Annotated in this window: 24 protein-coding genes and 1 other RNA gene; 14 read left to right on the plus strand and 11 right to left on the minus strand. The window is 74.4% G+C overall.

Features of this window, described 5'->3' with window-relative positions; translation table 11 throughout:
* Positions 1-81 precede the first annotated feature (81 nt).
* Entirely contained in the window at positions 82-1,113 is a 1,032-nt protein-coding gene (gene nadA, locus ACU610_RS03030) for a quinolinate synthase NadA (RefSeq protein WP_446766236.1), read from the plus strand.
* Positions 1,114-1,143: 30 nt separating this feature from the next.
* Here the strand turns inward: nadA and ACU610_RS03035 are convergent, their stop codons facing one another.
* The 4 genes from ACU610_RS03035 to ACU610_RS03050 form a co-directional block, all read right to left on the minus strand.
* A complete protein-coding gene (locus ACU610_RS03035; protein ID WP_446766237.1) occupies positions 1,144-1,356 on the minus strand; it encodes a hypothetical protein in 213 nt (70 codons plus the stop codon).
* Between the two features lie 74 nt (positions 1,357-1,430).
* Positions 1,431-1,616 carry a hypothetical protein gene (locus tag ACU610_RS03040; protein ID WP_446766238.1) on the minus strand — a complete coding sequence of 62 codons (186 nt, stop codon included), beginning with the start codon at positions 1,614-1,616 and terminating at the stop codon, positions 1,431-1,433.
* Between the two features lie 222 nt (positions 1,617-1,838).
* Positions 1,839-2,432 carry an SLC13 family permease gene (locus ACU610_RS03045; RefSeq protein ID WP_446766239.1) on the minus strand — a complete coding sequence of 198 codons (594 nt, stop codon included), beginning with the start codon at positions 2,430-2,432 and terminating at the stop codon, positions 1,839-1,841.
* Between the two features lie 7 nt (positions 2,433-2,439).
* A complete protein-coding gene (locus ACU610_RS03050; protein ID WP_446766240.1) occupies positions 2,440-3,195 on the minus strand; it encodes a sulfite exporter TauE/SafE family protein in 756 nt (251 codons plus the stop codon).
* A 24-nt stretch (positions 3,196-3,219) separates the two neighbouring features.
* On the opposite strand from ACU610_RS03050, the gene ACU610_RS03055 reads away from it, so the two are divergent.
* The gene (locus ACU610_RS03055; RefSeq protein ID WP_446766241.1) at positions 3,220-3,579 is read left to right on the plus strand and encodes a DoxX family protein; all 360 of its coding nucleotides are present in this window, start codon (positions 3,220-3,222) and stop codon (positions 3,577-3,579) included.
* Entirely contained in the window at positions 3,576-4,280 is a 705-nt protein-coding gene (locus tag ACU610_RS03060; protein WP_446766242.1) for an alpha/beta fold hydrolase, read from the plus strand. The genes ACU610_RS03055 and ACU610_RS03060 overlap by 4 nt, the downstream gene beginning before the upstream one ends.
* Here ACU610_RS03060 and ACU610_RS03065 read toward each other — a convergent pair.
* Both ACU610_RS03065 and ACU610_RS03070 read right to left on the minus strand, forming a co-directional pair.
* Positions 4,277-4,750 (minus strand): nucleoside deaminase, encoded by a 474-nt coding sequence (locus ACU610_RS03065; RefSeq protein ID WP_446766243.1) that lies wholly within the window; start codon positions 4,748-4,750, stop codon positions 4,277-4,279. The two genes, ACU610_RS03060 and ACU610_RS03065, sit on opposite strands and share 4 nt — an antisense overlap.
* 19 nt (positions 4,751-4,769) lie before the next feature.
* Positions 4,770-5,129, minus strand: coding sequence for a nuclear transport factor 2 family protein (locus ACU610_RS03070; protein ID WP_446766244.1), 360 nt, complete (start codon positions 5,127-5,129; stop codon positions 4,770-4,772).
* A 70-nt stretch (positions 5,130-5,199) separates the two neighbouring features.
* Between ACU610_RS03070 and ACU610_RS03075 the strand changes: the two genes are divergently transcribed.
* The 5 genes from ACU610_RS03075 to rnpB all read left to right on the plus strand — a co-directional run bounded on the left by ACU610_RS03075 (position 5,200) and on the right by rnpB (position 12,679).
* Positions 5,200-6,090, plus strand: a complete 891-nt coding sequence (locus ACU610_RS03075; RefSeq protein WP_446766245.1) for a LysR family transcriptional regulator — start codon at positions 5,200-5,202, stop codon at positions 6,088-6,090.
* A gap of 57 nt (positions 6,091-6,147) precedes the next feature.
* Complete coding sequence (locus tag ACU610_RS03080) at positions 6,148-7,068, plus strand: hypothetical protein (RefSeq protein ID WP_446766246.1); 921 nt, start codon at positions 6,148-6,150, stop codon at positions 7,066-7,068.
* Positions 7,069-7,116: 48 nt separating this feature from the next.
* Positions 7,117-7,839 carry a PIG-L deacetylase family protein gene (locus ACU610_RS03085; RefSeq protein WP_446766247.1) on the plus strand — a complete coding sequence of 241 codons (723 nt, stop codon included), beginning with the start codon at positions 7,117-7,119 and terminating at the stop codon, positions 7,837-7,839.
* 173 nt (positions 7,840-8,012) lie between these two features.
* On the plus strand, positions 8,013-12,083 hold the full coding sequence (locus tag ACU610_RS03090) for an nSTAND1 domain-containing NTPase (protein ID WP_446766248.1): 4,071 nt from the start codon (positions 8,013-8,015) through the stop codon (positions 12,081-12,083).
* A gap of 191 nt (positions 12,084-12,274) precedes the next feature.
* An RNA gene (gene rnpB / locus ACU610_RS03095) (RNase P RNA component class A) lies at positions 12,275-12,679 on the plus strand.
* 120 nt (positions 12,680-12,799) lie between these two features.
* Here rnpB and ACU610_RS03100 read toward each other — a convergent pair.
* The 4 genes from ACU610_RS03100 to ACU610_RS03115 form a co-directional block, all read right to left on the minus strand.
* Positions 12,800-13,495 carry a M15 family metallopeptidase gene (locus ACU610_RS03100; RefSeq protein ID WP_446766249.1) on the minus strand — a complete coding sequence of 232 codons (696 nt, stop codon included), beginning with the start codon at positions 13,493-13,495 and terminating at the stop codon, positions 12,800-12,802.
* Between the two features lie 39 nt (positions 13,496-13,534).
* Positions 13,535-14,410, minus strand: a complete 876-nt coding sequence (locus ACU610_RS03105) for an SAM-dependent methyltransferase (RefSeq protein ID WP_446766250.1) — start codon at positions 14,408-14,410, stop codon at positions 13,535-13,537.
* Between the two features lie 134 nt (positions 14,411-14,544).
* Positions 14,545-15,021, minus strand: a complete 477-nt coding sequence (locus tag ACU610_RS03110) for a DoxX family protein (RefSeq protein ID WP_446766251.1) — start codon at positions 15,019-15,021, stop codon at positions 14,545-14,547.
* A 332-nt stretch (positions 15,022-15,353) separates the two neighbouring features.
* A complete protein-coding gene (locus ACU610_RS03115; protein ID WP_446766252.1) occupies positions 15,354-16,469 on the minus strand; it encodes a hypothetical protein in 1,116 nt (371 codons plus the stop codon).
* Between the two features lie 202 nt (positions 16,470-16,671).
* On the opposite strand from ACU610_RS03115, the gene ACU610_RS03120 reads away from it, so the two are divergent.
* Positions 16,672-16,821 (plus strand): hypothetical protein, encoded by a 150-nt coding sequence (locus ACU610_RS03120; RefSeq protein ID WP_446766253.1) that lies wholly within the window; start codon positions 16,672-16,674, stop codon positions 16,819-16,821.
* Between the two features lie 24 nt (positions 16,822-16,845).
* Here the strand turns inward: ACU610_RS03120 and ACU610_RS03125 are convergent, their stop codons facing one another.
* A complete protein-coding gene (locus ACU610_RS03125; protein WP_446766254.1) occupies positions 16,846-17,484 on the minus strand; it encodes an ERCC4 domain-containing protein in 639 nt (212 codons plus the stop codon).
* A 429-nt stretch (positions 17,485-17,913) separates the two neighbouring features.
* On the opposite strand from ACU610_RS03125, the gene ACU610_RS03130 reads away from it, so the two are divergent.
* The 5 genes from ACU610_RS03130 (at position 17,914) to ACU610_RS03150 (ending at position 25,616) form a co-directional block, all read left to right on the plus strand.
* Entirely contained in the window at positions 17,914-19,377 is a 1,464-nt protein-coding gene (locus ACU610_RS03130) for a protein adenylyltransferase SelO (protein ID WP_446766255.1), read from the plus strand.
* A gap of 155 nt (positions 19,378-19,532) precedes the next feature.
* Positions 19,533-20,498 carry an NAD(P)/FAD-dependent oxidoreductase gene (locus ACU610_RS03135; protein WP_446766256.1) on the plus strand — a complete coding sequence of 322 codons (966 nt, stop codon included), beginning with the start codon at positions 19,533-19,535 and terminating at the stop codon, positions 20,496-20,498.
* Between the two features lie 100 nt (positions 20,499-20,598).
* A complete protein-coding gene (locus tag ACU610_RS03140) occupies positions 20,599-21,879 on the plus strand; it encodes a multidrug effflux MFS transporter (protein WP_446766257.1) in 1,281 nt (426 codons plus the stop codon).
* 45 nt (positions 21,880-21,924) lie between these two features.
* On the plus strand, positions 21,925-23,175 hold the full coding sequence (locus ACU610_RS03145; RefSeq protein ID WP_446766258.1) for an MFS transporter: 1,251 nt from the start codon (positions 21,925-21,927) through the stop codon (positions 23,173-23,175).
* 107 nt (positions 23,176-23,282) lie between these two features.
* Positions 23,283-25,616: a lysylphosphatidylglycerol synthase domain-containing protein gene (locus ACU610_RS03150; RefSeq protein ID WP_446766259.1), complete on the plus strand. Its 2,334-nt coding sequence runs from the start codon at positions 23,283-23,285 to the stop codon at positions 25,614-25,616.
* The last annotated feature ends 64 nt before the right edge of the window (positions 25,617-25,680 follow it).

A 25,680-nucleotide genomic window follows, 5' to 3' on the forward strand; every position in this document is an offset into this window, starting at 1 on the left:
CGTTGCACGGCGTGCCCCGCGCCACAGCCGCCGACGTGCGCGGGGGATCATGTGGCCGCACCCACCCAGCCGAGGAGCCCCGTGACCGCCACCATCGCGCCCGCCACCCCCGCCGTCGCCGGCGACGAGCGCACCCTCTCGCCGGCCGAGTACGAGACGTGGGCGGCGGAGGTCCGCCGGCTGGCCGAGGAGCGCGGCGCGGTGATCCTGGCGCACAACTACCAGGTCCCCGAGATCCAGGACGTCGCCCACTTCACCGGCGACTCGCTGTACCTGTCGCGGGTCGCGGCGCAGACCGACGCCCGCGAGATCGTCTTCTGCGGCGTCCACTTCATGGCCGAGACGGCGAAGATCCTCTCGCCGGACAAGACCGTGCTGCTGCCCGACCACGGGGCCGGTTGCTCGCTGGCCGACTCGATCACCGCCGAGCAGCTGCGCGAGTGGAAGGCCGAGCACCCCGGCGCCGTCGTGGTCAGCTACGTGAACACGACCGCGGCGGTGAAGGCCGAGACCGACATCTGCTGCACGTCGTCCAACGCCGCCGACGTCATCCGGTCCATCCCGGAGGACCGGGAGGTCCTCTTCTGCCCCGACCAGTTCCTCGGTGCGCACGTCAAGCGGGTGACCGGGCGGGAGAACGTCCACGTGTGGGCGGGGGAGTGCCACGTGCACGCCGGCATCAGCCCGGCCGACGTCCGCGCGCAGGTGGCCGCCCACCCGGACGCCGAGATCCTGGTGCACCCGGAGTGCGGCTGCACCACCTCGGTGCTCGACCTGGTCAGCCACGGCGACCTGCCGGCCGACCGCACCCGCGTGCTGTCCACCGGCGGCATGGTCGAGGAGGCGGCGAGGACGTCGGCGTCGCAGGTGCTGGTCGCCACCGAGGTCGGCATCCTGCACCAGCTGCGGGCGCTCAACGCCGGCACCCGGTTCATCCCGATGAACGACCGAGCCGCCTGTCGCTACATGAAGATGATCACGCCGGCCAAGCTGCTGCAGACGCTGCGCACCGGCGAGGGCGCGGTGGACGTCGACGCCGAGACCGCGGCCCGGGCCCGCCGGGCGGTGGAGGCGATGATCGCGATCGGCGAGCCCGGCCGCGGCGGGGAGTGACCCCCCGGCCGTTCCCGCGGAGATCGCCCGTCAGCGGAGCAGGTCGTCGGCGATGTCGGTGACGATCGCCCGGAAGGTGCGGGTGTCGACCTCGTCGTCCACGGTGACGCGGACGATGTCGGAGACCTGCTGCTCGGACGTCGGCCGCACGGCCGCGGCCCGCGCCGCGGCGATCAGGTGCAGCTGCTGGACCCGGGCGGTGTCGTTCGCGTGCCGGACCGGGGAGAGTCGGTTCTCGCGCATGACCCGACGCTAGGCAGGCGCCCGGGCTCTGCGGGGACGCTCGGGGCGTGTCCGCCGGCGGGTGGACCCCTCCGTCACACGTGTAACGCGGCCCACAGCGCCACGGTCGCGGCGGCCAGGGTGAGCGGCACGGTGGCCAGCCCGACGGCGCTGAACCGGGCGGCGGAGGGAGCGGCCTCGCCCAGCGTCCGCCGCCACAGCAGGTTGGCCAGCGACCCGGCGTAGCTGAGGTTGGGCCCGATGTTCACGCCGATCAGCACGGGCCTAGACCACCTCGGAGACCCGGGTGGTGCGGGCGACCAGCCGTCGGGCGGCCAGGACGACGACCCCGGCGAGCGCCGGCCAGGCGGGGAGAGGCCGAGGCCGGAGGCGACGGCGAGCCCGACGACGGCCAGCCCCACCACCGCGATCGCCCGGCGCGGCACCGGCGGGACGTCGGCCGGGACGGCGTCCCCAGACGCGGCGAGGTCGGCTCGGAAGAGCTACCGCAGCACCAAGTACTCGACGGCCACCGCGGCCAGCCACGGACCGAGCACCAGCCCGGTGAAGTGCAGGAAGGTCAGCCCCGTCGCGGCGAAGGCCAGCAGGTTGGTCAGGTTGGACACCGGCAGCAGCAGCGACGCGGAGTTGGCCAGGTGACCGGTCGCCCAGGCGTGCGGCCGGGCGCGCACGCCCACGGAGGCGGCGGTCGCCACGACCACCGGCAGCAGCAGGACGGCGGTCGCGTCGAGGCTGAGCACCGCGGTGACCGCAGCGGCCAGCAGCGCGACGCGGGTGAGCAACCGCTCGGCCGACCGCTCCGAGCGCTGCGCGGTCACCGCACCGGCCCAGCCGAACAGGCCCTCGAGAGCAACGAGGAGGGCCAGCAGCAGGATCAGCACCAGGAAGGCCACGGTCGGCGCGATCTCGCCTACCGCCTGCTCGGCGTCCGGCCAGCCGACCGCACCGACCAGCACGAGCAACACCGCTCCGGGGGCGGCGACGGTCGCGGCATGCGGGCGTGGACCGCTGTGGGCCGCCGCCAGCAGCGTCGCGACGAGGACCGTGCCGGAGACGGCGAGGGCGACCGGGTCCACGCGCGGGTCAGATCCGGGCGAACAGGTAGACCGACACGGCGATGCCGAACGCGACGATGAAGACCCGCAGCGGCGTGGTCGGGATGCGGGTGGCGATGCGGGCGCCGAGGAAGCCACCCAGCAGGCTCGCGGGGGCGGCGACGGCCACGACCGGCCAGTCGACCGGTCCGAACAGGCCGAACACGACGACGGTGACGGTGGCGGTGACCGCCGAGAGCGCCGACTTCAGCGCGTTCGCCAGCTTCAACCGGTGCAGGCCCACCCCGAGGACGCCCACCAGGATGACGCCGAGCGCGCCGCCGAAGTAGCCGCCGTAGACGGTGGCCAGGAACAGCGCCACGTACAGCCACGCCGGGTCGCGCCGGGGACCGGCGTCCTGGGCCCGGCGCAGCCGCCGGGTGATCAGCGGCTGCACGGCCAGCAGCAGGCTGGCCAGCAGGACCAGCACGGGGACGACGACGTCGAAGGCCGAGGTGGGCGTCGTGAGCAGCACGACGCTGCCGGTCACGCCGCCGAGCAGCGCGACCAGGCCGAAGCGGAGCAACCGGCCGCGCTGGCCGGCGTACTCCGACCGGAAGCCGAGGACGCCGCCGAGGTAGCCCGGCCACTGGGCGATCGAGTTGGTGACGTTGGCGGCCACGGTCCCCAGCCCCAGCGCGACGAGCGTGGGGAAGAGGATCAGCGATCCGCCGCCGGCGACGGAGTTGATCGCGCCGGCGACGAGGGCGACGCCCGCCGCGATGGCCAGGTCGAGGGCGGACACGAACCGCGAGCCTACGGTGACCGCGTGGAGCTCACGCGGACGGCGACGGTCCTGGCGGCGGCGCTCGGTGGGTCGGGGGTGCTGCACCTGGTCCGGCCGAGCACGTACGAGTGGCTGGTGCCGCCGGAGCTGGACGCCGCCCGCGCCTGGGTGTACGCCAGCGGAGTGGCCGAGATCGTCACCGCCGGGTTGATGGCGGTGCCGGCGACGCGGCGGGCCGGGGGGTGGGCCGCGGCGGCACTGCTGGTGGCGTTCGTGCCCGCCCACCTGCACACCTTCCGCGTGGTGCCGCGGCGGGCGCTGCCGATGACGGTCGCCGCCGTCCGGCTGCCGCTGCAGGTGCCGCTCGTCCGCATCGCGCTGAGAGTGGCGCGGGGCCGATGACCACCCTCGTCCTCGTCGCGGGGGCCTGGCACGGCGCCTGGTGCTGGGAGCGGGTGCCGCCAGCGCTGGAGCGGGCCGGGCACCGCGTCGTCGCCGTGCCGCTGACCGGGGTGGGAGAGCGCGCGCACCAGCTCTCGTCGCAGACCACGCTCGCCACGCACGTCGAGGACGTCGTGGCGGTCGTGCGGGCGGAGGAGTGCCGGGGCGCCGTCCTCGTCGGGCACAGCTACGGCGGTCTCGTCATCACCGGGGCGGCCGACCGGCTGGGCGAGGAGGTCGGCCGGCTGGCGTACGTCGACGCCGTCGTCCCGACGCCCGGCCAGAGCTGGGCCGACGGCAACCCACCGGAGACGCGGGCCGCCCGCCGGGCGGCGATCGCCGAGCACGGGCACCTCCCGCCGCCGCCGGTGTCGGCGTACGGGCTCACCGGGGACGACGCGGCGTGGGTGGAGCGGCGGCAGACCCCGCAGCCCGGTGGGACGTACGACGACCCGCTGCACTTCGACGCGGACCGGTGGGCCGCCCGGCCGCGCACCTACGTCGACTGCACCGCACCGGCCGTGGCGACCATCGAACCCTCCCGCCGGCTCGTGCGCACGCAGCCGGGGTGGGAGGTGGTCGAGCTCGCCACCGGCCACGAACCGATGGTCAGCGCGTCGGACGCGCTGGCCGCCGTCCTCCTGGAGGTCGCCGGGCGCTAGCCGAACCGGCGCCGGTGCAGCTCGTGGACCTCCTCGTCCAGGCCGGGCACCGGGCCCTCGACCGGCACGCCCGGGGCGACGTCGTTGACCGGCAGCGGGCGGACCGGAGCCGGCGGGACGCCGAGTTCGGCCAGCCAGGCCGTGAGCTGGGCCGAGGAGCTGGCGTAGACGATCCGGCCGAGACCGACCCAGGCGTGCGCGGCGGCGCACATCGGGCAGTGCTCGCCGGAGGTGTAGACGGTGGCCGCGGCCCGCTCGTCGGGGGTCAGGTGCGCGGCAGCCCAGCGGGCGATGGCGAACTCGGGGTGCTGGGTGGCGTCGCCGCCGGCCACGTGGTTGGAGTCCTCGAAGCGGACCCGGCCGTCGGCGTCCACCAGCACCGACCCGAACGGCTCGTCACCGGCGTCGAGAGCCGCGCCGGCGAGCGCCACGCAGCGGCGCAGGTGGGCGAGGTCCGCATCGTCGACCATGCGCCCATCCTCCGACGGGTCACTGCGGGGTCACCAGTAGTGGCCGGGGGTCGAAGGTGACCTGGATGCGCACGATCCGCCCACCCCGTGTGTGCATCCAGTTGGCCGTCGGGGCCGCTGGCGCACCGGTCGTGTACAGGTCGAACCAGGTCAGCACGTCGTCCCCGTCGACGAACCGGTGGCGGACGACGACGTCCTCGAGCACCCGGCTCATCCCGCGCAGGCCGGTGACGCAGGTGTCGGCATCGTCGGCCGTGCCCAGGGGGCCGCGGAACGTGCAGTCGTCGTCCAGCACGGCCCGGAGGGTGTCGAAGTCGCGGGCCAGCCAGGAGCGGAAGTACGTGTCGGCCAGCTCGGCCGGGGTGGTGGAGTCGGTCATGCCTCCACCGTGCGGCCGGCCGAGCCAGAAGTCCAAGACACGATGGTGCTGGTTTCCATAGCCTGGCGTGATGGAACTGCACCAGCTCCGGTACGTCGTCGCGGTGGCCGAGGAGGGCAGCTTCACCGCGGCCGCGCAGCGGGAGCTGGTGGCCCAGCCGGCGGTGAGCGCGGCGGTCCGGACGCTGGAGCGGGAGCTGGGCGTGCAGCTGTTCCGGCGGGGGCGCAGCGGCGCGACGCCGACGGAGGCGGGTGCCGCGGTGCTGGTGCACGCCCGTGCGGCGCTGGCCGCGGTCGCGGCGGCCCGGGACGTCGCCGATGAGGTGACCGGGCTGCTCCGGGGGCGCGTGGAGGTCGGCATGGTCGTCGGGTGCACGTCGACCGTGCTGGCCGACCTGCTGGCCGACTTCTCCGCGACTCACCCTGCCGTCGAGGTGGTTCTGGTCGAGGGCGCCAGCGCCGACCTGCTCGCGGCGCTGTCCGCCGGCCGGCTGGACCTGGCCTGGGTGGGTCGCGCCCAGCGGCCGCCGGCCGGAGTCGAGACGGCGGTCCTGTACGAGGAGCAGCAGGTCGCCGTGGTCCCAGCCGACAGTCCGCTGCGCGGGCGCTCGCTGACCGTGGCCCAGCTGGCGTCCCACCGGCTCGTCGCGCTGCCACCGGGCACCGGCGGCCGGGCGGCGCTCGACGCGGCGTGCGCAGCCGCGGGGGTGGCGCCGGTGGTGGCCTGCGAGGCGACCGGCCTGGAGATGATCTGCCTGCTCGCCGAGCGCGGCCTCGGCACCGGCGTCGTCCCGGCGTCGGTGGCGGCCGCCGCGGCGGACCGGCTGCGTGCGCTGCCGCTGGACCCGCCGGTGACCTCACGCATCGAGCTGGCGTGGCGCACGGGCGGGCCGTCGTCCCCCGCCGGTGCCGCGCTGCTCGCGGTGGCCCGGCAGCACGTCGAGGCGGCCAGTGGGGGATGAGGTCCGCCGTCTCGTCGCTCGTCGTTCCGCAGGGCAGTGCTCTGGCACGCTCGCCGGATGAGCAGTGGGGCCACGGCGGCCCGACGGCAGCGCGCGGTGGCGGCGGCCGTCGCCGCGGGTCTGGCGGAGGGGCTGGACGTGCGGGAGCCCGTGGTGCTCTACGACGTCTTCTCGGTCGTCGTGCACCTGGCGCCGGCCCCGGTGGTGGTCCGGGTGCCCACCGTGCTGCCGCACACCGTCCGCGCCGACCCAGCCGGGCAGCTGGCGCAGATGCAGATTGAGCTCGCCGTCTGCGCCTGGCTCGCCGAGCGTGCCTTCCCAGCGGTGCGGCCGGCCGCGGCCCGGCCGTGGGTCCACGACGGGCAGGCGATGACCGCGTGGGAGCTCGTGGAGGTCAGCGCCGGACCGGTGCCCGAGGAGGACCAGGGGGCCGCGGTGGCCCGCCTGCACGCGGTCCTGGCCGACTGTCCCGTGGAGCTGGGCTGGTGGTTCCCGCTGGACGCCTCCGTCGCCGAGGGGCTCGACCGGCTGCCCGGGCTGCTGCCGGAGGAGGACGTCGAGCGTGCCCGCGCCGAGTGGGGGCTGCTGCGTCCCCTGGCCGAGGACCCGGCCGCGTTCTCGGCCGCCTTCCCGGACGCGCACGTGCAGCCGGTGCACGGGGACGCGCCGTTCTACAACCTCCTCCCGACGACGACCGGGCCGGTGGCCTCGGACCTCGAGCACGTGCACCGCGGGCTGCGGGAGTGGGACCTGGCGGGGGCGCCACCGGCCGTGCGATCCGGGTACGCCGCCGAAGCCGCGAGGCTGCGACTCTCGCCGCTGGACGACCGGCTGGCCGCGGTGGCCGAGCGCGGTCGCGACCTGCAGCTGCTCGCCGTCCTGCCGCTGGACGCCGAGCTGCCCGGGTTGTCCGACGGGCTGGCTCCGCTGGTGCAGGGCTGGCGGGAGAAGCCGCCGCTGGACGACCTCCTGGGGTGAGCGCCGAGGGGTCGCCTTCCGTCGTCCCCGGGGAGCAGACTGCCCGCCATGCCGCCTCTCCCGATGCCCGACGACTGGCAGCGCGCCCTGGTCGTGGCCGCGCACCCCGACGACATCGAGTACGGGGCGGCAGCGGCCGTCGCGGTCTGGACGGCGGCCGGCAAGGAGGTCCACTACCTGCTGGCCACCCGCGGGGAGGCGGGCATCGCCGGGATGTCACCGGCCGAGGCCGGTCCGCTGCGCGAGGAGGAGGAGCGCCGCTCGGCCGCCGTCGTCGGGGTGTCGGAGGTGGAGTTCCTCGGCCACCGGGACGGCGTGCTCGAGGCCGGGGTGGGGCTGCGCCGCGACCTGGCCGCCTCGATCCGCCGGCACCGGCCGGAGCTGGTGCTGACCATGTACGGGGGCCCGACGTGGACGCCGCCCGGGGTCACCCCGGGCTACCTGAACTCCGCCGACCACCGGGCGCTGACCCAGAGCGTGCTCGACGCGGTAGCCGATGCCGGGAACGAGTGGATCTTCCCGGACCTGACCGAGGAGCGGTGGTCCGGCGTCCAGTACGTCGCCGTGCACACGATCGACCCGGAGCCACCGCACGTCATGGACGTGTCCGCGGGGGTGGAGAAGGCAGTGGCCTCGCTGACCGAGCACCGCCGCTACCTGGAGGCGCTCTCCGACGAACCGGTCGACGAGCAGGCACGTCGACAGATCGACATGGCGACCCTGACCGAGGACAGCGCGCGCCGGGTGGGCTTCCGCCTCTACTGGGGCTGACGCCGGTCAGCGGACAGCGGAGGCGGCTGCGCGCTAGCTGCGTCCGAACGCGTACGCGTGTGCGAACGCGGCCAGGCTCGGGCGGGGTTCCTCTGCCGTGACGACCGGACTCCTTGACATGTACCGGGCATCGGTCTGCGCTGGTCTTCCTCTCCCCGGACAGAGGGGGACCGATGCCTGCTCTGTTCATCAGTCACAGCAATCAGGACCGGGTCGCGACTGAGCGGGTGAGCAGCTGGCTGCAGAGAGCCGGTTTCACCACGGTCTTCGTGGACTTCGACCCAGAAGACGGCATACCGGCGGGGCGGAACTGGGAACGCGAGCTGTACGCCCGGCTGCGCCGCACCGAGGCCGTGGTCTTCCTCGCGAGTAACGCCGCGATCGCATCCCGGTGGTGCTTCGCGGAGCTCAGTCTGGCACGGTCGTTGGGGCACCCCGTCTTCCCCCTGGGCCTTGAGCCCGGGGTGCGACTCCCACTCCTGGCGGACGTGCAGTGGATCGACCTGACCGACTCCGATCTGGCCTCCGACGGGGACGGGGACGGCTCCGGCCGGCCGCCGGGACTGCGCAAGCTCCTCGCGGGTCTACGGGCGGCAGGTCTCGACCCGGCGGACGCGTTCTCCTGGGACCCGACCCGGTCGCCCTACCCGGGGTTGGCTCCCTTCGACCCGGAGGACGCCGCGGTCTTCTTCGCCCGGGAACGGGAGACCGAGCGGTTGCTCGAGCTGCTGCACCCGACCCTGCAACACGGCGCAGGCCGGTTCGTGGCCGTCGTCGGCCCGTCGGGGAGTGGGAAGTCCTCGCTCTTGCGTGCCGGGCTGTTGCCCCGCCTCGCCCGGTCGCCGACGCACTGGATCCTCGTGCCGCCGCTACGACCGGGGAGCCGCCCCACCCACCACCTGGCCAGCTCCCTGGCAGAGGCCTTCACCGAGCGCGGACACCCCCGTTCCACCGCGGAGGTCGAGGGCGTCCTCAGCCGCGGGCCGGAGGGGCTGGTCCGCCTCGCCCGGGAGCTTGCCGACCTGGCCGGGAAGGGAACTGGTCAGCCGGCCTCGCTGGTGGTGATCGACCAGGCCGAAGAACTGATCACCGTGACAGGAACACGAGAACAGCAGTCGTTCCTCAGGCTGCTGGACGGTGCACTCGGCGAGGACACACCCCTGTGGGTGGTCGCCTCGGTCCGCTCCGAGTTTCTCGCCACCGCCCCGGAGCGGGCAGGGCTCGCCGAGGTGATCGACGACCCCCTCGTGGTGGAGCCGCTCGGTCGTGGCCGGCTCGCCGAGGTGATCGCCAGGCCGGCCCAGCGAGCCGGCCTGGACCTGCAGGCGGGGCTGGTCGAGCGGATGGTGGAGGACACCGCCGGCGGGGACGCCCTGCCGCTGCTGGCCTACACGCTGCGGGAGCTGTCGGAACGGTCCGGGCCCGATGGCCGGATGAGCCTAGCAGAGTACGACGCCGTGGGCGGAGTGGTCGGTGCCCTGCAGCGACATGCCGATCGCGTCGCCGACGAACTCTCCCGCCGTGGACTCGGCCCGCACGTCGTCCCCACCCTGCTCAAGCTGGTCACCGTCAGTCCGGAGGGGGAGACGACGCGGCGCCGGGTGTCATGCCGCGCGCTGGTCGACGAGGAGCGCGCGGTGGTCGACGCCTTCGTCGACGCCCGGCTTCTCGTCAGTCATGACGAGACCTCCGGGCCACCCGGTGACCGAGCCGCGGGAGATGCCATGGTGGAGGTCGCGCACGAGGCGCTGCTGCGACAGTGGCACCCGCTGCGGGACGCCGTCGAGGCCGACCGGTTCAGCCTTGAGCTCCGGTCAGAGCTGGAACGGCACGCCGCTGACTGGAAGCACGGCGACCGCGACGAGTCCTACCTACTGCGCGGCGGGCGGCTCGCGGCCATAGGCCAGTGGGCGGACGAGCACGTCGGCGAGCTGGGACCGATCGAGAGCCAGTACTTGCAGGCCAGCCGGGCGCTGGCCGCACGCGAGCTGGAGACGGCCCGACGCTCGAACCGGCGCCTGCGGGCCCTTGCCGCCGGTCTGGCGGTCCTGCTGGTCGCCGCTGTCGCCGCAGGAGGACTCGCCCTGCAGCAGAACCGGGAAGCCCAGGGGCAGGCGCGGCTGGCCATGTCCCGCGAGATGGCAGCCGAGGCAGACGCTCTGGTCCACGGAAAGCCCGACGCGGCGATCCTTGCCGGCCTGCAGAGCATGAGCCTGGCTGGCGGCGAGCAGCCAGGCCCGACTCCGCCTGACGGGCTGATCACCGGTCTGGCGCAGATGACGCACATGTCCCAGCTGCTGACCGGTCACACGGGCCCGGTGTGGGGCGTGGCGTTCAGCCCGGACGGCCGTCTGCTCGCCACGAGCAGCGGGGACCAGACCGTACGGCTGTGGGAGGCAGACTCCGGCCAGCCGGTTGGTGATCCGCTGACCGGCCACACGGCCGTCGTCAGGGACGTGGTGTTCAGCCCGGACGGCGCTCTGCTGGCCACTGCCGGTGGGGATCAGACGCTGCGGCTGTGGGACGTGGCGACGAGGCAGCCGCTCGGCCAGCCGTTCAGCGGCCACACTGCGGGTCTGTGGGCGGTCGCGTTCAGCCCCGACGGGCGCCTGCTCGCGACGGCCGGTGATGACCGGACGGTGCGGCTGTGGGACGTGGCGACCGGGCAACCAGTCGGGACGCCCTCGACCGGGCACACCGATGCAGTCCACGACGTTGCCTTCAGCCCGGATGGCAGCCGGCTGGCGACCGCCAGTGCCGACCGGACGGTGAGACTGTGGGACGTGGCGACCGGGCAACCGATCGGGGCGCCCCTGACCGGGCACGAGGACGCGGTGTGGGGTGTGGCGTTCAGCCCCGACGGGAGTGTGCTGGCGACCGCTAGTGCCGACGGGACGGTGCAGGTCTGGGACCTGGCCAGCGGGCAGCCCCTGTGGTCTCCGCTCTACTGGCAGTCCGGTTCGGTGTGGGGAGTGGCGTTCAGTCCGGACGGAGGGCTGGTGGCGAGCGCCGGTCAGGACGGGACGGTACAGCTGTGGGACGCCGCGTCCGGTCAGCCTCATGCGCAGGCGCTGGTCGGCCACACCATGTGGGTGAACAACGTGGTGTTCAGCCCGGACGGTTCCCAGGTAGCCAGCGTGAGCCTGGACCAGACCGCGAGGATTTGGGATGTGAACGAGACGTACTCCGTCAGTCAGCCTTTCGCTGGCCACACCAACTGGGTCAACGGGGTGGCGTTCAGCCCGGACGGCGATCTCCTGGCCAGCGCCGGTGGGGACCAGACGGTGCGGCTGTGGGACGTGGCGACCGGTGAGCCGTACGGCGAGCCGCTGACCGGCCACACCGACTGGGTGAGCGGGCTGGCGTTCAGTCCCGATGGAGGGCTGGTGGCCGGCGCCGGTGGGGACCAGACGGTGCGGCTGTGGGACGTGGCGACGGGTGAACCGCATGGCGAGCCCCTGACCGGCCACACCGCCCCGGTGGGCGGAGTGGCGTTCAGCCCGGACGGCAAGCTGCTGGCCAGCGGCGGTGATGACCAGACGGTGCGGCTGTGGGACGTGGCGACCGGTGAGCCCCATGGGGAGCCGCTGACCGGCCACACCGACTGGGTGAGCGGGCTGGCGTTCAGCCCGGACGGCAAGCTGCTGGCCAGCGCCAGTGGGGACCAGACGGTGCGGCTGTGGGACGTGGCGACCGGTGAGCCCCGTGGGGAGCCGCTGACCGGCCACACGGGTTACGTCCAGGACGTGGCGTTCAGCCCGGACGGTCGGCTCTTGGCCTCGAGCAGCACCGACAACACCGTGCGACTGTGGGACGTCGCGTCCGGGCAGCCCCACGGAGAGCCTCTGAGAGGGCACACCAACACCGTGCTCAGCGTGGCGTTCAGCCCCGACGGTCAGCTCCTGGCCAGCGGGAGCAACGACCGGACGTTGCGGCTGTGGGACGTGGCGACCGGGGAGCCCCATGGTCCGTCGTTGACGGGACATCGCAACGAGATACGGGCAGTGGAGTTCAGTCCGGACGGTCGGTGGGTGGCGACCGGTGCTGCTGACGGCATGGTGCGGTTGTGGGACACGGAGTTCTCGTCCTGGGTGGAGGCCGGCTGCCAGATGGTGAGCCGGAACCTCTCGATGACCGAGTGGGAGCAACTGGCGCCCGGGATGACGTACGAGCGGACGTGCCCCGGCCTGCCCGCGGGAGAGGGTGCGCCACCGGACGCCCCTGTCGCTCGCTATTCGAACTGACTCGTCACGTGCGGGTTCCGTCCGACGTCTACGGATCAACGGATCCCCGACGTGAGGATCTCCGTGCCCGGCCGCGGGACGTTCACCCGGGAGGACGGGCTGCCGCTCGAGGAGCCGGCGCTCACGGCGCTCGACGAGCTGGCGACGGAGGATGCCGAGGACCTCACCACTAGAATGGGTGGCACGACGGACGAGTCGGCCGGGCGGTCGCGTCGGCGGGGGAGACCCCGTCGCCGAGGAACGTCCGGGCTCCACAGGGCAGGGTGGTCGCTAACGGCGACCCGGGGTGACCCGCGGGACAGTGCCACAGAGAACAGACCGCCAGCGGCTCGCCGCTGGTGAGGGTGAAACGGTGGTGTAAGAGACCACCAGCGCGCCGGGTGACCGGTGCGGCTCGGTAAACCCCACCCGGAGCAAGGTCGAGAGGGACGGCGGTCGCACCGCCGTCCTGCGCAGGCGTTCGAGGGCGGCCCGCCCGATGCCTGCGGGTTGACCGCTGGAGCCTGCCGGCAACGGCAGGCCTAGATGGATGGCCGCCCATCGGGATGCCGTGAGGCACCCGTGGACAGAACCCGGCGTACAGGCCGACTCGTCCGTCGCGCCATGCCGGCCAGCGGACCAGCCGCGGCATCGATGACCTCGACGCGGTCCGGTGACGGATCATGCGCGAGCAGCCAGCCCCGGTCGGGCCGGATGTGAGATCCCAGAGCGAGATCTCACTTGTTGTTGTAGGAGAAGTGCTGGTAGTCCTTGGGGCTCGTCCAGGCGCCGCCCCAGTACCAACCGATGTCGGCAAAGGCCTGCACCGTGCAGTCGCCGGCGTGGATCATCCCGGGTGCTGACTTCGACCGGTCGACATAGTCGGCGCTGGCTGGGGGAAGGACCCTGCCACTGGAGGAGATGTAGGGGTTCTGTACGGGATTGATGTCGATGGCCCCACCGTAGGAGTGCTGCGACCACACCCCTGGACGTCCGGTCACCTCCCGGCAGTTGAAGGCTGAGGTGTTGTTGGCCTCCATCGACCGGTCGTCACTGCCCTGGTAGTCGTCGACCAACTGCATGCGTGCGATCGGGAAGTCCTGGTCGTACAGGTCGTGGAACACCGAGACCACCGGCTCGGCCCAGTCCTCGTGGACGACCATCTCGCCCTGCGCGTCCTGCCCGTCGAACGTGCGATAGCTCATGATCAGCAATCGCAGGTCTTCCGGCGGCACCGGACAGCCGGAACGGTAGGTGTAGGGGAGGTCGGCGGCGGTGACTTCCTCGATCTCGTACTGGAAGGACGACGGAGACGAGCCTCGGACCGGGCTCGTGGCGGCGGACGCATGAGGCAACAGCGCCCCACCCATGCCGACTGCCGTGGCAGCCACACCGAGAACGGCCAGGAGCTTGCCCCACTGGTTGCCGGACACGCGATGTCCCTCCCTTGCCGGTAGGCCGTCATGCACCTCTCATCGATCGGATGCCGATTCGGGGATCCGCGATACACCGGGGGACGGGTTCTCCTCACGGAGCAGCGGCGTGCGCGTGTACTCGTCGGGGGACGAGCGCAGGGTGTCGGGCCAGCAGTAGGCCTCCAGGTCGGCCTCACCTCGGCGGCGCGCGGTCACGCGGACGTAGCCGAGGTAGCGGCCGCGGTCGGCCTCGAGTGTCTCGATCTCGGTCTGGTTGTCGGGGGCGACGGCCAGCAGCCAGTCGCGCCAGAGTTGCCACCCGTCGACCATGGTGTCGGCGCTCTCGACGGCCACGATCCCGGTGCGCTCCCAGTGCCGCTGCCACCACCGCGCGGAGTGCAGGCACCACAGGTCCTGCGTCCAGAATCGGCGCAGGTGCTCGGGAACCGCGCCGTCGACCTCCTGGGTCAGCCCGGCGCCCACGATGGCGATGGGCCCGTCCGGCTTCACGAAGTGTGCGAGGTAGTTCAGGTACAGGTCGTCGGTGCCGAAGTAGGGATAGGCGTCGACGCTGACGATCGCGTCGAAGAAGTCGGCCGCGAACGGCAGAGAGCGGGCGTCGGCGTGCAGCGGATACACGCCCTCGGCCACCCCGGCGTCCTGGATGCGCCGCAGGTTCTCGGTGGCGCTGATCCACAGGTCGGTGGCCCACACCTCCACGCCGAACTCACGGCGCAGGAAGACCGATGACGCCGCCCGTCCGGCCCCGAGGTCCAGCACGCGCATGCCCGGCTGCAGCGGCAGGGCCTGCCCGAGCCACTCGGTCAGCCACAGCGGGTTCGCACCGCCGCCGGCGGCGGCCAGGATCCACGCAGCGGAGTACCGGGAGGAGCGCGGGAAGCGGTCGGAGACCAGCAGGTCGGGTGCGGACATGGAACCTCCCGCGCTCAGGATGCCCGGCGCAGCGCCGGAGTGCCTGCCCAGGGTCTCCACGAATCGGGGCACGGGACAGCGGTGCGCAAGGTCGGCCTCATCGTCCGTCGTCCCGCCCCGACCGGAGCGAGCCGTCAGGCAGCGGTCCGTGACGTCCGGTGGAGGCGCCGGGCGATGAGGTGGTCGAGCCCGAGGCGGCCCGAGCCGGTCACGGCGAGGACGAGGCTGAGCAGGCCGATCGCGATGACGGTCTCGGGGCCGTTGCGGTCCATGGCGTACAGGCCGCTGGTGTGCACGAAGACCCAGGCGCCGACCATGTTCAGCGCCATCAGCACGCCGACGACCCGGACCGCGGCACCGATGATCATCGCGATCCCGCCGACGAGTTCGAAGAGCACGTTGGCGGGTCCGGTGAGGGCACCCAGGGGGACGCCGGCCTCCGTGAAGAGCCCCCCGACGCCGGCGAGGCTGCCGCCGAAGTCGTACTCGACCTTGGCGTGCGCCACCATCAGGACGCCGAGCCCGACGCGAGCGACGAGCAGGACGAGGTCCCGGGTGGTCTGGGTGAGGACGGTGTCCCCAGTGAGTCGGGTGCGGTCGGTGGTGGTCATGGTCGTGGTCCCTCGATCTGGTCGGGCCGGTCGAGCGCGTGGCGGACCGGACGGAGCCGGGCCCCTGGGTGGTCGCCCGGGGTCTCACCGGGTCGACGAGGGCGCGGTCACCTGTACGACTCCGTCGCGGGCCTCGACTCATCGGCGTCCGTCCCGTCGACCGGGAGGACCGGGCGGGCCCGTTCGGCACCCCGCAGACCAGCGCGCCAGCGACGCCGCGGGCCCCTGCGACCCGGCAACCACCCGCGAGACTGTCGTCGGGCGGCTCCCGTGAGCCGACGGGGGGTCACGCCCGCGGCGCAGCCAGGTCGGTCGCAGGTGCACCCCGCGGCTCAGGACGGGCGCGGGTACTGCTCGCTCAGCCGCGTGTAGGCCAGCGCCCGCGCCGCGTCGAAGACGTCGAGGTCCTCCACGAAGTAGGTCCAGAACCCGCGCTGCCGCTGCAGTTCCACCTCCTGCAGGTCGATGCGGTGGTAGTCGCGCTTCTTCGGGTCCTGGGTGCGGAGTTCCTCCCGCCCCTGGTCGCCGAGCCTCCCGATCAGCTGGATCGCGCGGACCTGCTCCCGGTAGGAGGCGTTCATCCACAGCTCCGTCTGCAGGTCCAGGACCTCGGGGAGGTTGCTCGGCAGGGGGCCGACCCACTTGCTGTTGAGCGGGCGCACCGCCCAGACCTGCTGGGCGAAGGTGAGCTCGTCCACGATGATCGACCGCGCGTAGGCACCGTCGACGGCGGCGTCGCCCCGGAGGCCGTAGTAGAAGAGCCACAGCGCCTCGCACAGTCCGTCCCGGTCGATGCGCCGGTACCGGACGCGCTCGCCGCCGTCGTAGGACGCCGCCGGGTCGTGGTACTCCCTGATCAGCGCGAGGCCGCGGTCGTTGACGTGCAGGTACTCGACGTCCCGTGTGGGCGCGTAGCTGTTGAAGACGACACCGACCGGTGCCTCGGTGAGCGTCTGGACCGTGGCGGCGAGGAAGTCCTCCGAGAGGTCCGGGACCAGCACGCGCGCGGGCAGCAGGAGGTCGGTGAGGTCCTCCACGGTCGGCGCCCTGCGCCAGCCGATGCCCTCGCGGAGGAAGTCGAGCGCCGTCCGCCAGTAGTGCCGGGGGAGGGCGTACAGCAACCCCCGGAACACCCCCGGCACCCCGAAGAGCACGGTCGCGGCGGCGGCCTGCTGGGGTGTCTCCCGGGTGGCCAGCCACCAGCGCCGGCGGGCCTGTTCCGCGTCGTCGATGCGCCGTTGCAGGTCGGCGCGGAGGTCCGCACCGCGCAGGTACTCCGCGGTGCTGGCGATCGCCCCCGAGGTGCACGAGATCATCTCGAGTCCCGGCAGCAGCCCGCTGCCGACCCCGCGCTCCCGTGCGAGCTGCTGGGCCGCGGCGAGGAAGCCGGAGCCGTGGGCGTTGCTCCCGGCCAACCCGGCGAGGGCGAACGCGGTGCGTCGGGTCATGACGGAACTCCTCGGTCTGGCGGGTGCCGACCGGACGTCACCGACTCCGGTGCCGTCCCAGGGTCGGATCCTGGGGGAGGCGCGTCAACGTCACGTCACGCGGGACCCGAGACGTCTGCACCCGACGAGGCCCGTCCACCGCCGGCCGCTCCCATCCCCGGTCGCCCGGTTCCGACGGTCGGTGGCGGGCACAGTCCACGGCATGACGGAGCCGGAAGAGCGGACCCCTGAGGTGGAACAGCGGCTGGCGGAGGACCTGGACCCGGAGCGGCATCGAGCGCCCTCCGAGGGCATCCCCCGAGACCTGCCGGAGGACGACGGTGAGGGACCCGCGTCGACACGGGAGCGCTGACGCGCACGCCCAGCCGGCCGGGGGTCACGCCCGCTCGCCGGGGAGTCCGGCGGACGACGCTCCTCCACCCCGCTCGTCGCCGGCGAGCCGGCAGTGCTGACCTGCGAGGGACTCCGACAGCCTCCTCGCACGGACGGGGCCGATCCCTCGCACCGCGGCCAGTTCGCGCTCGGTGACGGTCCAGGCGATGGGCAGTCCGTGGAAGTGCTCGACGATCCTGCCGGCGAGCCGGGGCCCGATGCCGGCGAGACCCTGCAGGACGTGCAGAGCGGCGGTGTCCGCGCCGCGCCGTCCCGGCCGCCTGTCCAGCGCGTCGTGGGTGGCCTTGTTCGCCCAGCGGTGCAGTGACAGCACTGTCGCCACGGTGCTGTCGACGTCCGGCACCGCCTCCACCCAGATGCCACGGGCGCGGACCGACCACAGCAGGCTCCGGTAGGCGTCCCGGTGCCACGAGGTGACCGGGCGCCCGTCCGGTACGTCCGGCTCCGCGACGCCCGCTGCGCTCCAACGGACCTCGCCCTCGATGACGAGCACGGCGACGTCGAGGGCGCTCATCGCGGACACCGAACGGGTCAGCCGGCCGTCGCGGATCGAGGCGAACAGATCGGGGACCGTCTTGCGCTGGAGGCCCACCCGGCCCAGCGGTCGGACGTCGAAGAGCACGTCTGCTCCGTACCGCTCGGGCAGCGACGACGTCGCACCGAGGTCGCGGATCCGCGCCGGCTCGGTGGGTGAGACCAGTAGTCCCGGCAGGGCCTGCCCGGCGGTCAGCGTTCCTCCCGTACTGCCTTCAGGAAGGCTGGGGTCCGGTCGTGCTCCGGCGCGTCGAGCGGTGGCAGCGACCGAGCGGTCACGCGCACCCAGGGAGGTCCGTGCCGACGCGCCTCATCGCCCTCGTCTGGGCGCCGTCATCGTGACCTCGGGCGCAGCGCCCTGTCCACCCTCCGCCGACCGGGCGACCCGGGTATGGCGTCGTCGGACGCCCGGCCGAGGACCCGCCGACGACCGTGCGCGTACGGGCCCACTCAGGTGTCGTCCGCCGGTGACGGGCCGCGCGGGAACAGCGGCGGCCGGGAGGGCGCTGTCCACCGTGTGAGCGTCGCCCCCGCACCGACCGTGTCCTTCGACGACCGCTTCGCCCGTGAGCTGCCGGAGATGGCGGTCCCCTGGCAGGCCGACGGGGTACCGGACCCGCAGCTGCTCGTGCTGAACGACGCGCTGGCCGGCGAACTCGGCCTCGACCCCGACGCGCTGCGCCACCCCGAGGGCGTTCGCCTGCTGGTCGGCACCGCCGTGCCCGACGGCGCACACCCGGTCGCGCAGGCCTACGCCGGGCACCAGTTCGGCGGGTTCGTCCCGCGCCTGGGTGACGGGCGGGCGTTGCTGCTCGGCGAGCTCACCGACGTCGAGGGCCGGCTGCGCGACGTGCACCTCAAGGGCTCGGGCCGCACGCCGTTCTCCCGGGGCGGCGACGGCCTGGCCGCCGTCGGCCCGATGCTGCGCGAGTACGTGGTCAGCGAGGCGATGCACGCCCTCGGCATCCCGACCACGCGCTCGCTCGCCGTGGTGGCGACCGGGCGCAAGATCCGCCGCGAGACCCTGCTGCCGGGCGCCGTCCTGGCGCGGGTCGCGAGCAGCCACCTGCGGGTCGGCAGCTTCCAGTACGCCCGCGCCACCGGGGAGGTCGACCTGCTGCGCCGCCTCGCCGACCACGCCATCGCCCGGCACCACCCCGCCACGGCGGACGCCGAGAACCCCCACCTGGCGCTGTTCGAGGCCGTGGTCACCGCCCAGGCGTCGCTGGTCGCGCAGTGGATGCTGGTCGGGTTCGTGCACGGGGTCATGAACACCGACAACACGACGATCTCCGGCGAGACGATCGACTACGGGCCCTGCGCGTTCATCGACGCCTTCGACCCGGCCACCGTCTTCAGCTCGATCGACACCGGCGGGCGGTACGCCTACGGCAACCAGCCGATCGTGGCCGAGTGGAACCTCGCCCGGTTCGCCGAGGCGCTCCTGCCGCTCCTCGCCGACGACCCGGAGCAGGCGGTCGCCCTCGCCGTGTCGGCGCTCGAGCGGTTCCGCCCGCAGTACAACGCCGCCTGGACGGCGGGCATGCGCGCCAAGCTCGGCCTGCCCGACGGGCCGGACGACGAGGTCACCACGGCGCTCCTCGAGGACCTGCTCGCCCTCGTGCAGGAGAGCCGCGTCGACCTGACGTCCTTCTTCCGCGCCCTCGGCACCGCGGCCCGCGGGGACGCCGAGCCCGCGCGCCGCGTCGTCCTGGACCTCGCGCGGTTCGACGCCTGGCTCGAGCGGTGGCGTGCCCTCGGCCCGGACGCCGAGGCGATGGACCGGGCCAACCCCGTCTACATCCCGCGCAACCACCTCGTCGAGGAGGCGCTGGAGGCGGCGACCGCCGGCGACCTGGCCCCGTTCCAGCAGCTGCTCGAGGTGCTGGCCGCCCCCTACGAGGAGCGCCCGGGTCTCGAGCGGTACGCGGCACCGGCTCCGGGCGACACCGGCCCCTACCGCACCTTCTGCGGCACCTGAGCCCGCGCCATGACGGTCGGCCGGGCCACTCGGCACGGTCGACCGTCGCCTCCGTCCGGTCCGTGCGCCACAGAGCCGCCAGACCTTGCCGAACTGGCAAAGGATGTTGCCATCGAGGCCCTCGGCGTCGCACCGTCGCCGCGGAGGTGGTCACGGTGACCGGTGGACTGAGGGACGAGTACGACGTCGTGGTGGTCGGCGGGGGCGCCGCGGGGCTGAACGGGGCCCTGGTGCTGGCGCGTTCGCGGCGGTCCGTGGTGGTGGTCGACGCGGGTGCACCGCGCAATGCACCGGCGGCCGGCGTGCACGGGCTGCTGGCCCGCGAGGGGATGCCGCCCGGCGAACTGCTGGAGCGCGGGCGGGCCGAGGTCCGCTCCTACGGCGGCTCCGTCGTCGACGGCGAGGTCGCCGGCGCGACGCGGGACGGCGACGGGTTCGTCGTCGGCCTGGCCGACGGGCGGGCGGTGCGGGCGCGCCGGCTGCTGCTCACCACCGGGCTGGTCGACGAGCTGCCCGACGTCCCCGGGCTGCGCGAGCGGTGGGGCCGCGACGTGCTGCACTGCCCGTACTGCCACGGCTGGGAGGTCCGCGACCAGGCCGTCGGCGTGCTGGCCTGCGGTCCGATGGCGGTGCACCAGACGCTGCTATTCCGGCAGCTCAGCGCCGACGTCATCCTGTTCGCGCACACCCAGCCGGCACCCTCCGGGGAGGAGGCCGAGCAGCTGGCCGCCCTCGGCGTCCGGGTGGTGACGGGCGAGGTGGCCGGGCTGGAGGTCGCCGACGACCGGCTCGTCGGCGTGCGGCTGACCGATGGCACGGTGGTCCAGCGGACGGCGGTCGCCGTCCAGTCGCGGATGGTGGCCCGTGCCGGCTTCCTCGCCGGTCTCGGCCTGACCCCGGTGCCGCACCCGTCGGGCATGGGGGAGCACCTGGTCGCCGACGCGACCGGGCGCAGCGGGGTCCCCGGCGTGTGGCTCGCCGGCAACGTCACCGACCTGTCCGCACAGGTCGGTGCGGCCGCGGCGGCAGGTGCGGCCGCAGGGGCCCAGGTCAACTACGACCTCGTCCTCGAGGACACCCGCCGGGCGGTCGCCGCCGCCCGTGAGCCGCTGGGGGTCTGAGCGGCGTCCGTCACGGCCCGGAATGGGCGGCGGCGGTGCGGCCTTGGCTCCAGGTGCGGCCGAGGCCGCACCACAGACCGCCTGGACGACGGGGGAAGCCGTGACCGACCTGCAGGACCGTGCCGCGACGGCGACGCTCGCGCCGCCGACGGAGGCCGCGCCGCCCAACCGGGCGCTGCTCGCCCTCCTCCTCGGTGCGTTCGTCGCCGTCGGGCCGCTGACGATCGACATGTACCTGCCGGCGCTGCCCACGATCACCGCCGAGCTGGGGACGACGTCGGCGATGGTCCAGCTGACCCTCACGGGCACACTCGTCGGCCTGGCGATCGGCCAGCTGGTGCTCGGCCCGCTCTCCGACACGTTCGGGCGGCGCGGACCGCTGCTGGCCGGCACGGCGCTGTACGTCGTGGCGTCGCTGCTGGTGCTGGTCGCCCCGAGCATCGAGGTGCTGGGCGTGCTCCGCCTGCTGCAGGGCGTCGGGACGGCGGCCGGCGCGGTGGTCGCGATGGCCGTGGTGCGCGACCTGTTCACCGGGCGGGCGGCGGCCACGATGCTGTCCCGGCTGTTCCTCGTGCTCGGTGCCGCGCCGGTGCTGGCCCCCACGCTGGGCGGTGAGCTGCTGCGGGTCACGAGCTGGCGCGGCATCTTCGCCGTCCTCGCGGTGTACGGCCTGCTGCTGCTCGCCGTCGGCGCACTGGCCCTGCGCGAGACGCTGCCGCCGTCGCGGCGCAGCGGCCGCGGCGTCGCCGGCACGCTGCGCACCTACCGGGGGCTGCTGCGCGACCGCACGTTCGTCGGCCTGGTGCTCGTCGCCGGGCTCACGATGGCCGGGCTGTTCAGCTACGTCTCCGGCTCGTCGTTCGTCTTCCAGCGGCAGTTCGGCCTCGACGAGCAGCAGTTCGGCCTGCTGTTCGGCGCGGGCGCGTTCTGGTTGATCGCGGCCACCCAGCTCAACCCGGTGGTGCTGCGGCGCTGGGCACCGGCCCAGGTGCTGGTCGCCGGCACCGTCGTCGGCGCGGTCGCCGGCGCGGCGCTGCTCGTCCTCGCCGTCACCGGCACCGGCGGGCTGGTGGCGGTCGTCCTCCCGCTGTGGGCGATGCTCTTCGCCTCCGGCCTGGCGCTGCCCAACGCCCCGGCCCTGGCGCTGTCCCGGCACGGCGAGTCGGCCGGTTCGGCCGCCGCGCTGCTGGGTGCGGTGCAGTTCGGCGTCGGCGCCGCGGTCTCGCCGGTCGTCGGCCTGCTGGGCAACGACGCCGCGGCGATGGGCACGGTCATCCTCGCCGCCCTGGTCCTCGCCATCGCGGTGCTCGTGACCGTCGTCCGGCCCTGGCAGCTGACCGACGACGCGCCGGAGGAGCCCGCACCCGCCGGCGTGCACTGACCCTCGCCGGTTGACGACCGGCGGCCGCGCGGCCACGGTGCCCTGGTGCGGAGCGATCGCGGGGGCCGCCGACCGGCCGCGGACGGGGGCGTGGTGGACCGCCGCGGGCTGGGCCTGCTGACCGGCAGCCACGTCGTGGACGACCTGTACCAGGGGGCGGTGCCCGCGCTGCTGCCGTTCCTGGTGCTGGAGCGGGGGTACTCCTACGCGGCCGCCACCGGCATCACCCTGGCCGCCACCGTGCTCTCGTCGGTGGTGCAGCCGGCCTTCGGCGTCCTGGTCGACCGCCGGCCCCTGCCCTGGCTGACCCCGCTGGGCCTGTTGGTCGCCGGGATCGGCATCGGGCTGGCCGGCCTCGGCGGCTCCTACTGGTGGACCTGGGCGGCGGTGGCCCTCTCCGGCCTCGGCGTGGCCGCCTACCACCCGGCCGCGGCCCGGGCGGCCCGTGCTGCCGCCGGCGCCTCGGCCCAGGGGATGAGCTGGTTCGCCGTCGGGGGCAACGCCGGTCTCGCCCTCGGCCCGGTCGTCGTCACGCCCGTGCTGCTCGCGTACGGCGTGGCGGGGACGCCCCTGCTCGCGCTGCCGGCCCTGGCCACGGCCGTCGTCCTCCTGGCTCTCGGCTGCCGGGCCCGCGCCCGCCCGCGCACCACCGCCGCAGCCGGCGGGGCGCGGCAGCGGGACGACTGGCGGTCGTTCGGCTGGCTGACCGGGCTGGTGGTGATCCGCTCGGTCCTCTACTTTGGGGTGTCGTCCCTGATCGCGTTGTACGTCATCGACCGCTTCGGGGTCTCCACCTCGGCCGGCTCGGCGGCGTTGGCCACGTTCCTCGCCGTCGGCGCGGTGGGCACGCTGGCGGGCGGCTGGCTCGCCGACCGGTGGGGCCGGGTGCCGGCCATCCGGCTGGGCTACGCGGTCGCCGTGCCCGGTCTCGTCCTGCTCGTCGCCGCGCCGTCCTGGCCGGGGGTCCTCGCTGCCGCCGTCCTGCTCGGCGTGGGGCTCTACCTGCCCTTCTCCGTGCAGACCACCCTCGGGCAGGAGCTGCTCCCCAACCGGGTCGGCACGGCCTCCGGCGTCACCCTCGGCCTGGCCGTCTCGGCCGGCGGTGCCGTGACACCCCTGTTCGGGGTGCTGGCCGACGCGTACGGCCTGGTGTGGTCGGTGGCCGCCCTGCTGCCGCTGCCGCTGCTCGCGCTGCTGGTCAGCCTGCGGCTGCCCGGGGCGGCCGCGCGCGAGGTGTGGGCCCGCACGGAGGGGCGGCGGGGGTCCCCACCCGAGCCGGCCGCGCCGCACCGCTGAGACCGCACCGCTGAGACCGCACCGCCCGTTGGCCTGGGCGCGGGAGCCGTCGTCCATCACGCGCGCCGCGCCGCCGTGGCGCGGGCAGGACCTGCGAATCTGTCCGGGTGACGGAGGGAGGCCTGGACCGGCGGACGTCGTTCTGGCCGCGCACCCGGGTCCGCCGTCCCGCCGACGGTGTGGCCCTGGCGCTCGTGGCCGGCGCGCTGGTGCTCCTGGTCCTGGTCGCCGTGCAGGCGCCCCGGGTGCCGGTCGCCGGCGCCGACCTCGCCGACACGGCCCTCGGCGGACTACCCGGCACCGTGCTGTCCATCGCCAACGGCGTCGCCTCGCTCGCCGTGCTGGCCGTCCTCGGGGTCGTCCTGCTCGACGCGCTGCGCAGGCGCCGGTTCGCGGTCACCTCGGCGGTCCTCGCCTGTGCCCTGGCGCTAGGCTCGGGCGGGGCCGCGGAGTGGCTGCTGGGCCGGCAGGACCTGCTGGGGACAGCCGAGGACGCGGCGGTCACCCCGATCGCCGCCGCCGTCGGCCTGCTCGTCGGGGCCGACCTGCAGCGGCGCCCGCGGTGGACCGCGCCCGCCCGGGTGGTGCTCGGCGCGGCCCTGCTGTGCGCCCTCGCACTGGGCAGCCTCACCCTGCTCAGCGGAGCGGTCGCCCTGCTGGCCGGCACCGCGGCGGGCCTGCTCGTCCGGGTGCTGGTCGGCGTGGTCCCCGCGCGCCCGGACGAGGGACGGCTCCGCGCGGTCCTCGCCGCGGCCGGACTCCGGGTGGACGAGCTGTGTCCGCTGTCGCACCCGGCGGAGAGCCTGCGCTACGCCGCCACCTCGCCCGGCGGTGCGCTCGAGGTGGCCGTCGTGGACCCCGACCGCCGCGGCGTCTCGCTGGCCCGCCGCGGGGTGTCGCTGGTGCGGCTGCGGTCATCGGTGGTCGGCCGGCCCGCCCTCACCCTGCGCGGCCAGCTCGAACGCGAGGCGCTCTGCGCCGGCATCGCCCGTGCGGCCGACGTCCCCGCGCCCACGGTGCTGACGCTGCTGTCCGCGGGGCCGGCCCTGCTGTCGGTGGCCCGGCCGCTCGCCGGCACCCCGCTGGCCGAGGCGGACGGTGAGGTCCCCGGGGTGCTCCGGGCCGCCTTCGCCGCGCTCCGGCGGGTGCACCGGGCCGGGGTGGCCCACGGCGCGGTCAGCCCGCAGTCCGTCGTCCTGCTGCCGGACGGCCGGGTGGGCTTCACCCGGTGGCGGTCCGCCCAGCCCGCGGCCAGTGAGCTGCAGCGCGAGCTGGACGTCGTGGCGCTGCTGGTCACCGCGGCCGCGCACGCCGGGGTCGGGGCGGCGGTGACCGCGTTCCGCGACGGGTACGGGCCCGGGGCGCCGGCCGAGGCGCGGCTGGCGGCGCTGGCCCAGCCGCTGGTGCTGCCCCCGCCGCTGCGGGAGGCGGTGCGCCGGACGTCGGTCGTCGGCGAGCTGCGCACCGCCCTGGCCGGGCCCTCGGGGGCGACTCCGGTCGCGGCGCCGCGGCTCGAGCGCGTGCGGCCGAGGACGATCGTCACGGTGCTGGCGGCGACCGTCGCCGCGTACGTCCTGGCCTCCCAGCTCTCCGAGGTCAGCCTCGCCAGCACGCTGAGCGGGGCCCGCTGGCACTGGCTCGCGGTCGCGGTGCTCGGCTCGGCGGTGACCTACGTCGGCGCGGCGCTGGCCCTGCAGGCCTTCGTCCCGGTCGACCTGCCCCTGGGCCGCACCACGCTGGTGCAGGTCGCGACGGCCTTCGTCACGCTGGTGACCCCGCCGACCGTGGGCCACATCGGGGTCGGCATCCGCTACCTCCAGCGCGCCGGCGTCCCGCTGGCGACGGCGGCTGCCAGCGTCGCCGTGAGCCAGGTCGTCACCGTCGTCGTCACGGTGGTCGTGCTGTTGGTGTGCAGCTGGGTGAGCGGCGTCTCGGCGTCCCGCCCGACGCTGCTGCCCAGCGGTGAGGTGCTCCTCGTCCTGGTCGTGGCGACGGCGGTGCTCGTCGTCGTGGGGTTGCTGCCGCCCACCCGGCGGCTGCTGCACCGCCGCGTGGAGCCGCTGCTGCGCCAGACGCTGCCCCAGCTGCTCACCGCGCTGACCCAGCCGCGCCGCCTCGGGACGGCGGTCCTCGGCACCCTCCTGCTCAACGGCGGCTACGTGCTCGCGCTCGACGCCTCCCTGCGTGCCTTCTCGGCCTCGCTGTCCCTGCCGACGCTCGTCGTCGTCTACCTGGCGGCGTCCACGATCGGGTCGGCGGCGCCCACCCCTGGCGGGCTCGGCGCCGTCGAGGCCGCCCTCGTCGGCGCCCTGACGGCGACGGGTGTGCCGGTGACCGCCGCGCTCACGGCCGTCCTCGCCTTCCGGACGGCGACGTTCTGGCTGCCGGCGCCGTTCGGCTGGCTCGCCTTCATGGTGCTGCAGCGCAGGCAGCAGATCTGATCAGGGCGCTTGACCTGCGCTCCTCTGTAGGTCGTCCCTTCGATCGAGGTCGCTCTCATCGCCG

Source organism: Geodermatophilus sp. URMC 61 (assembly GCF_052931555.1).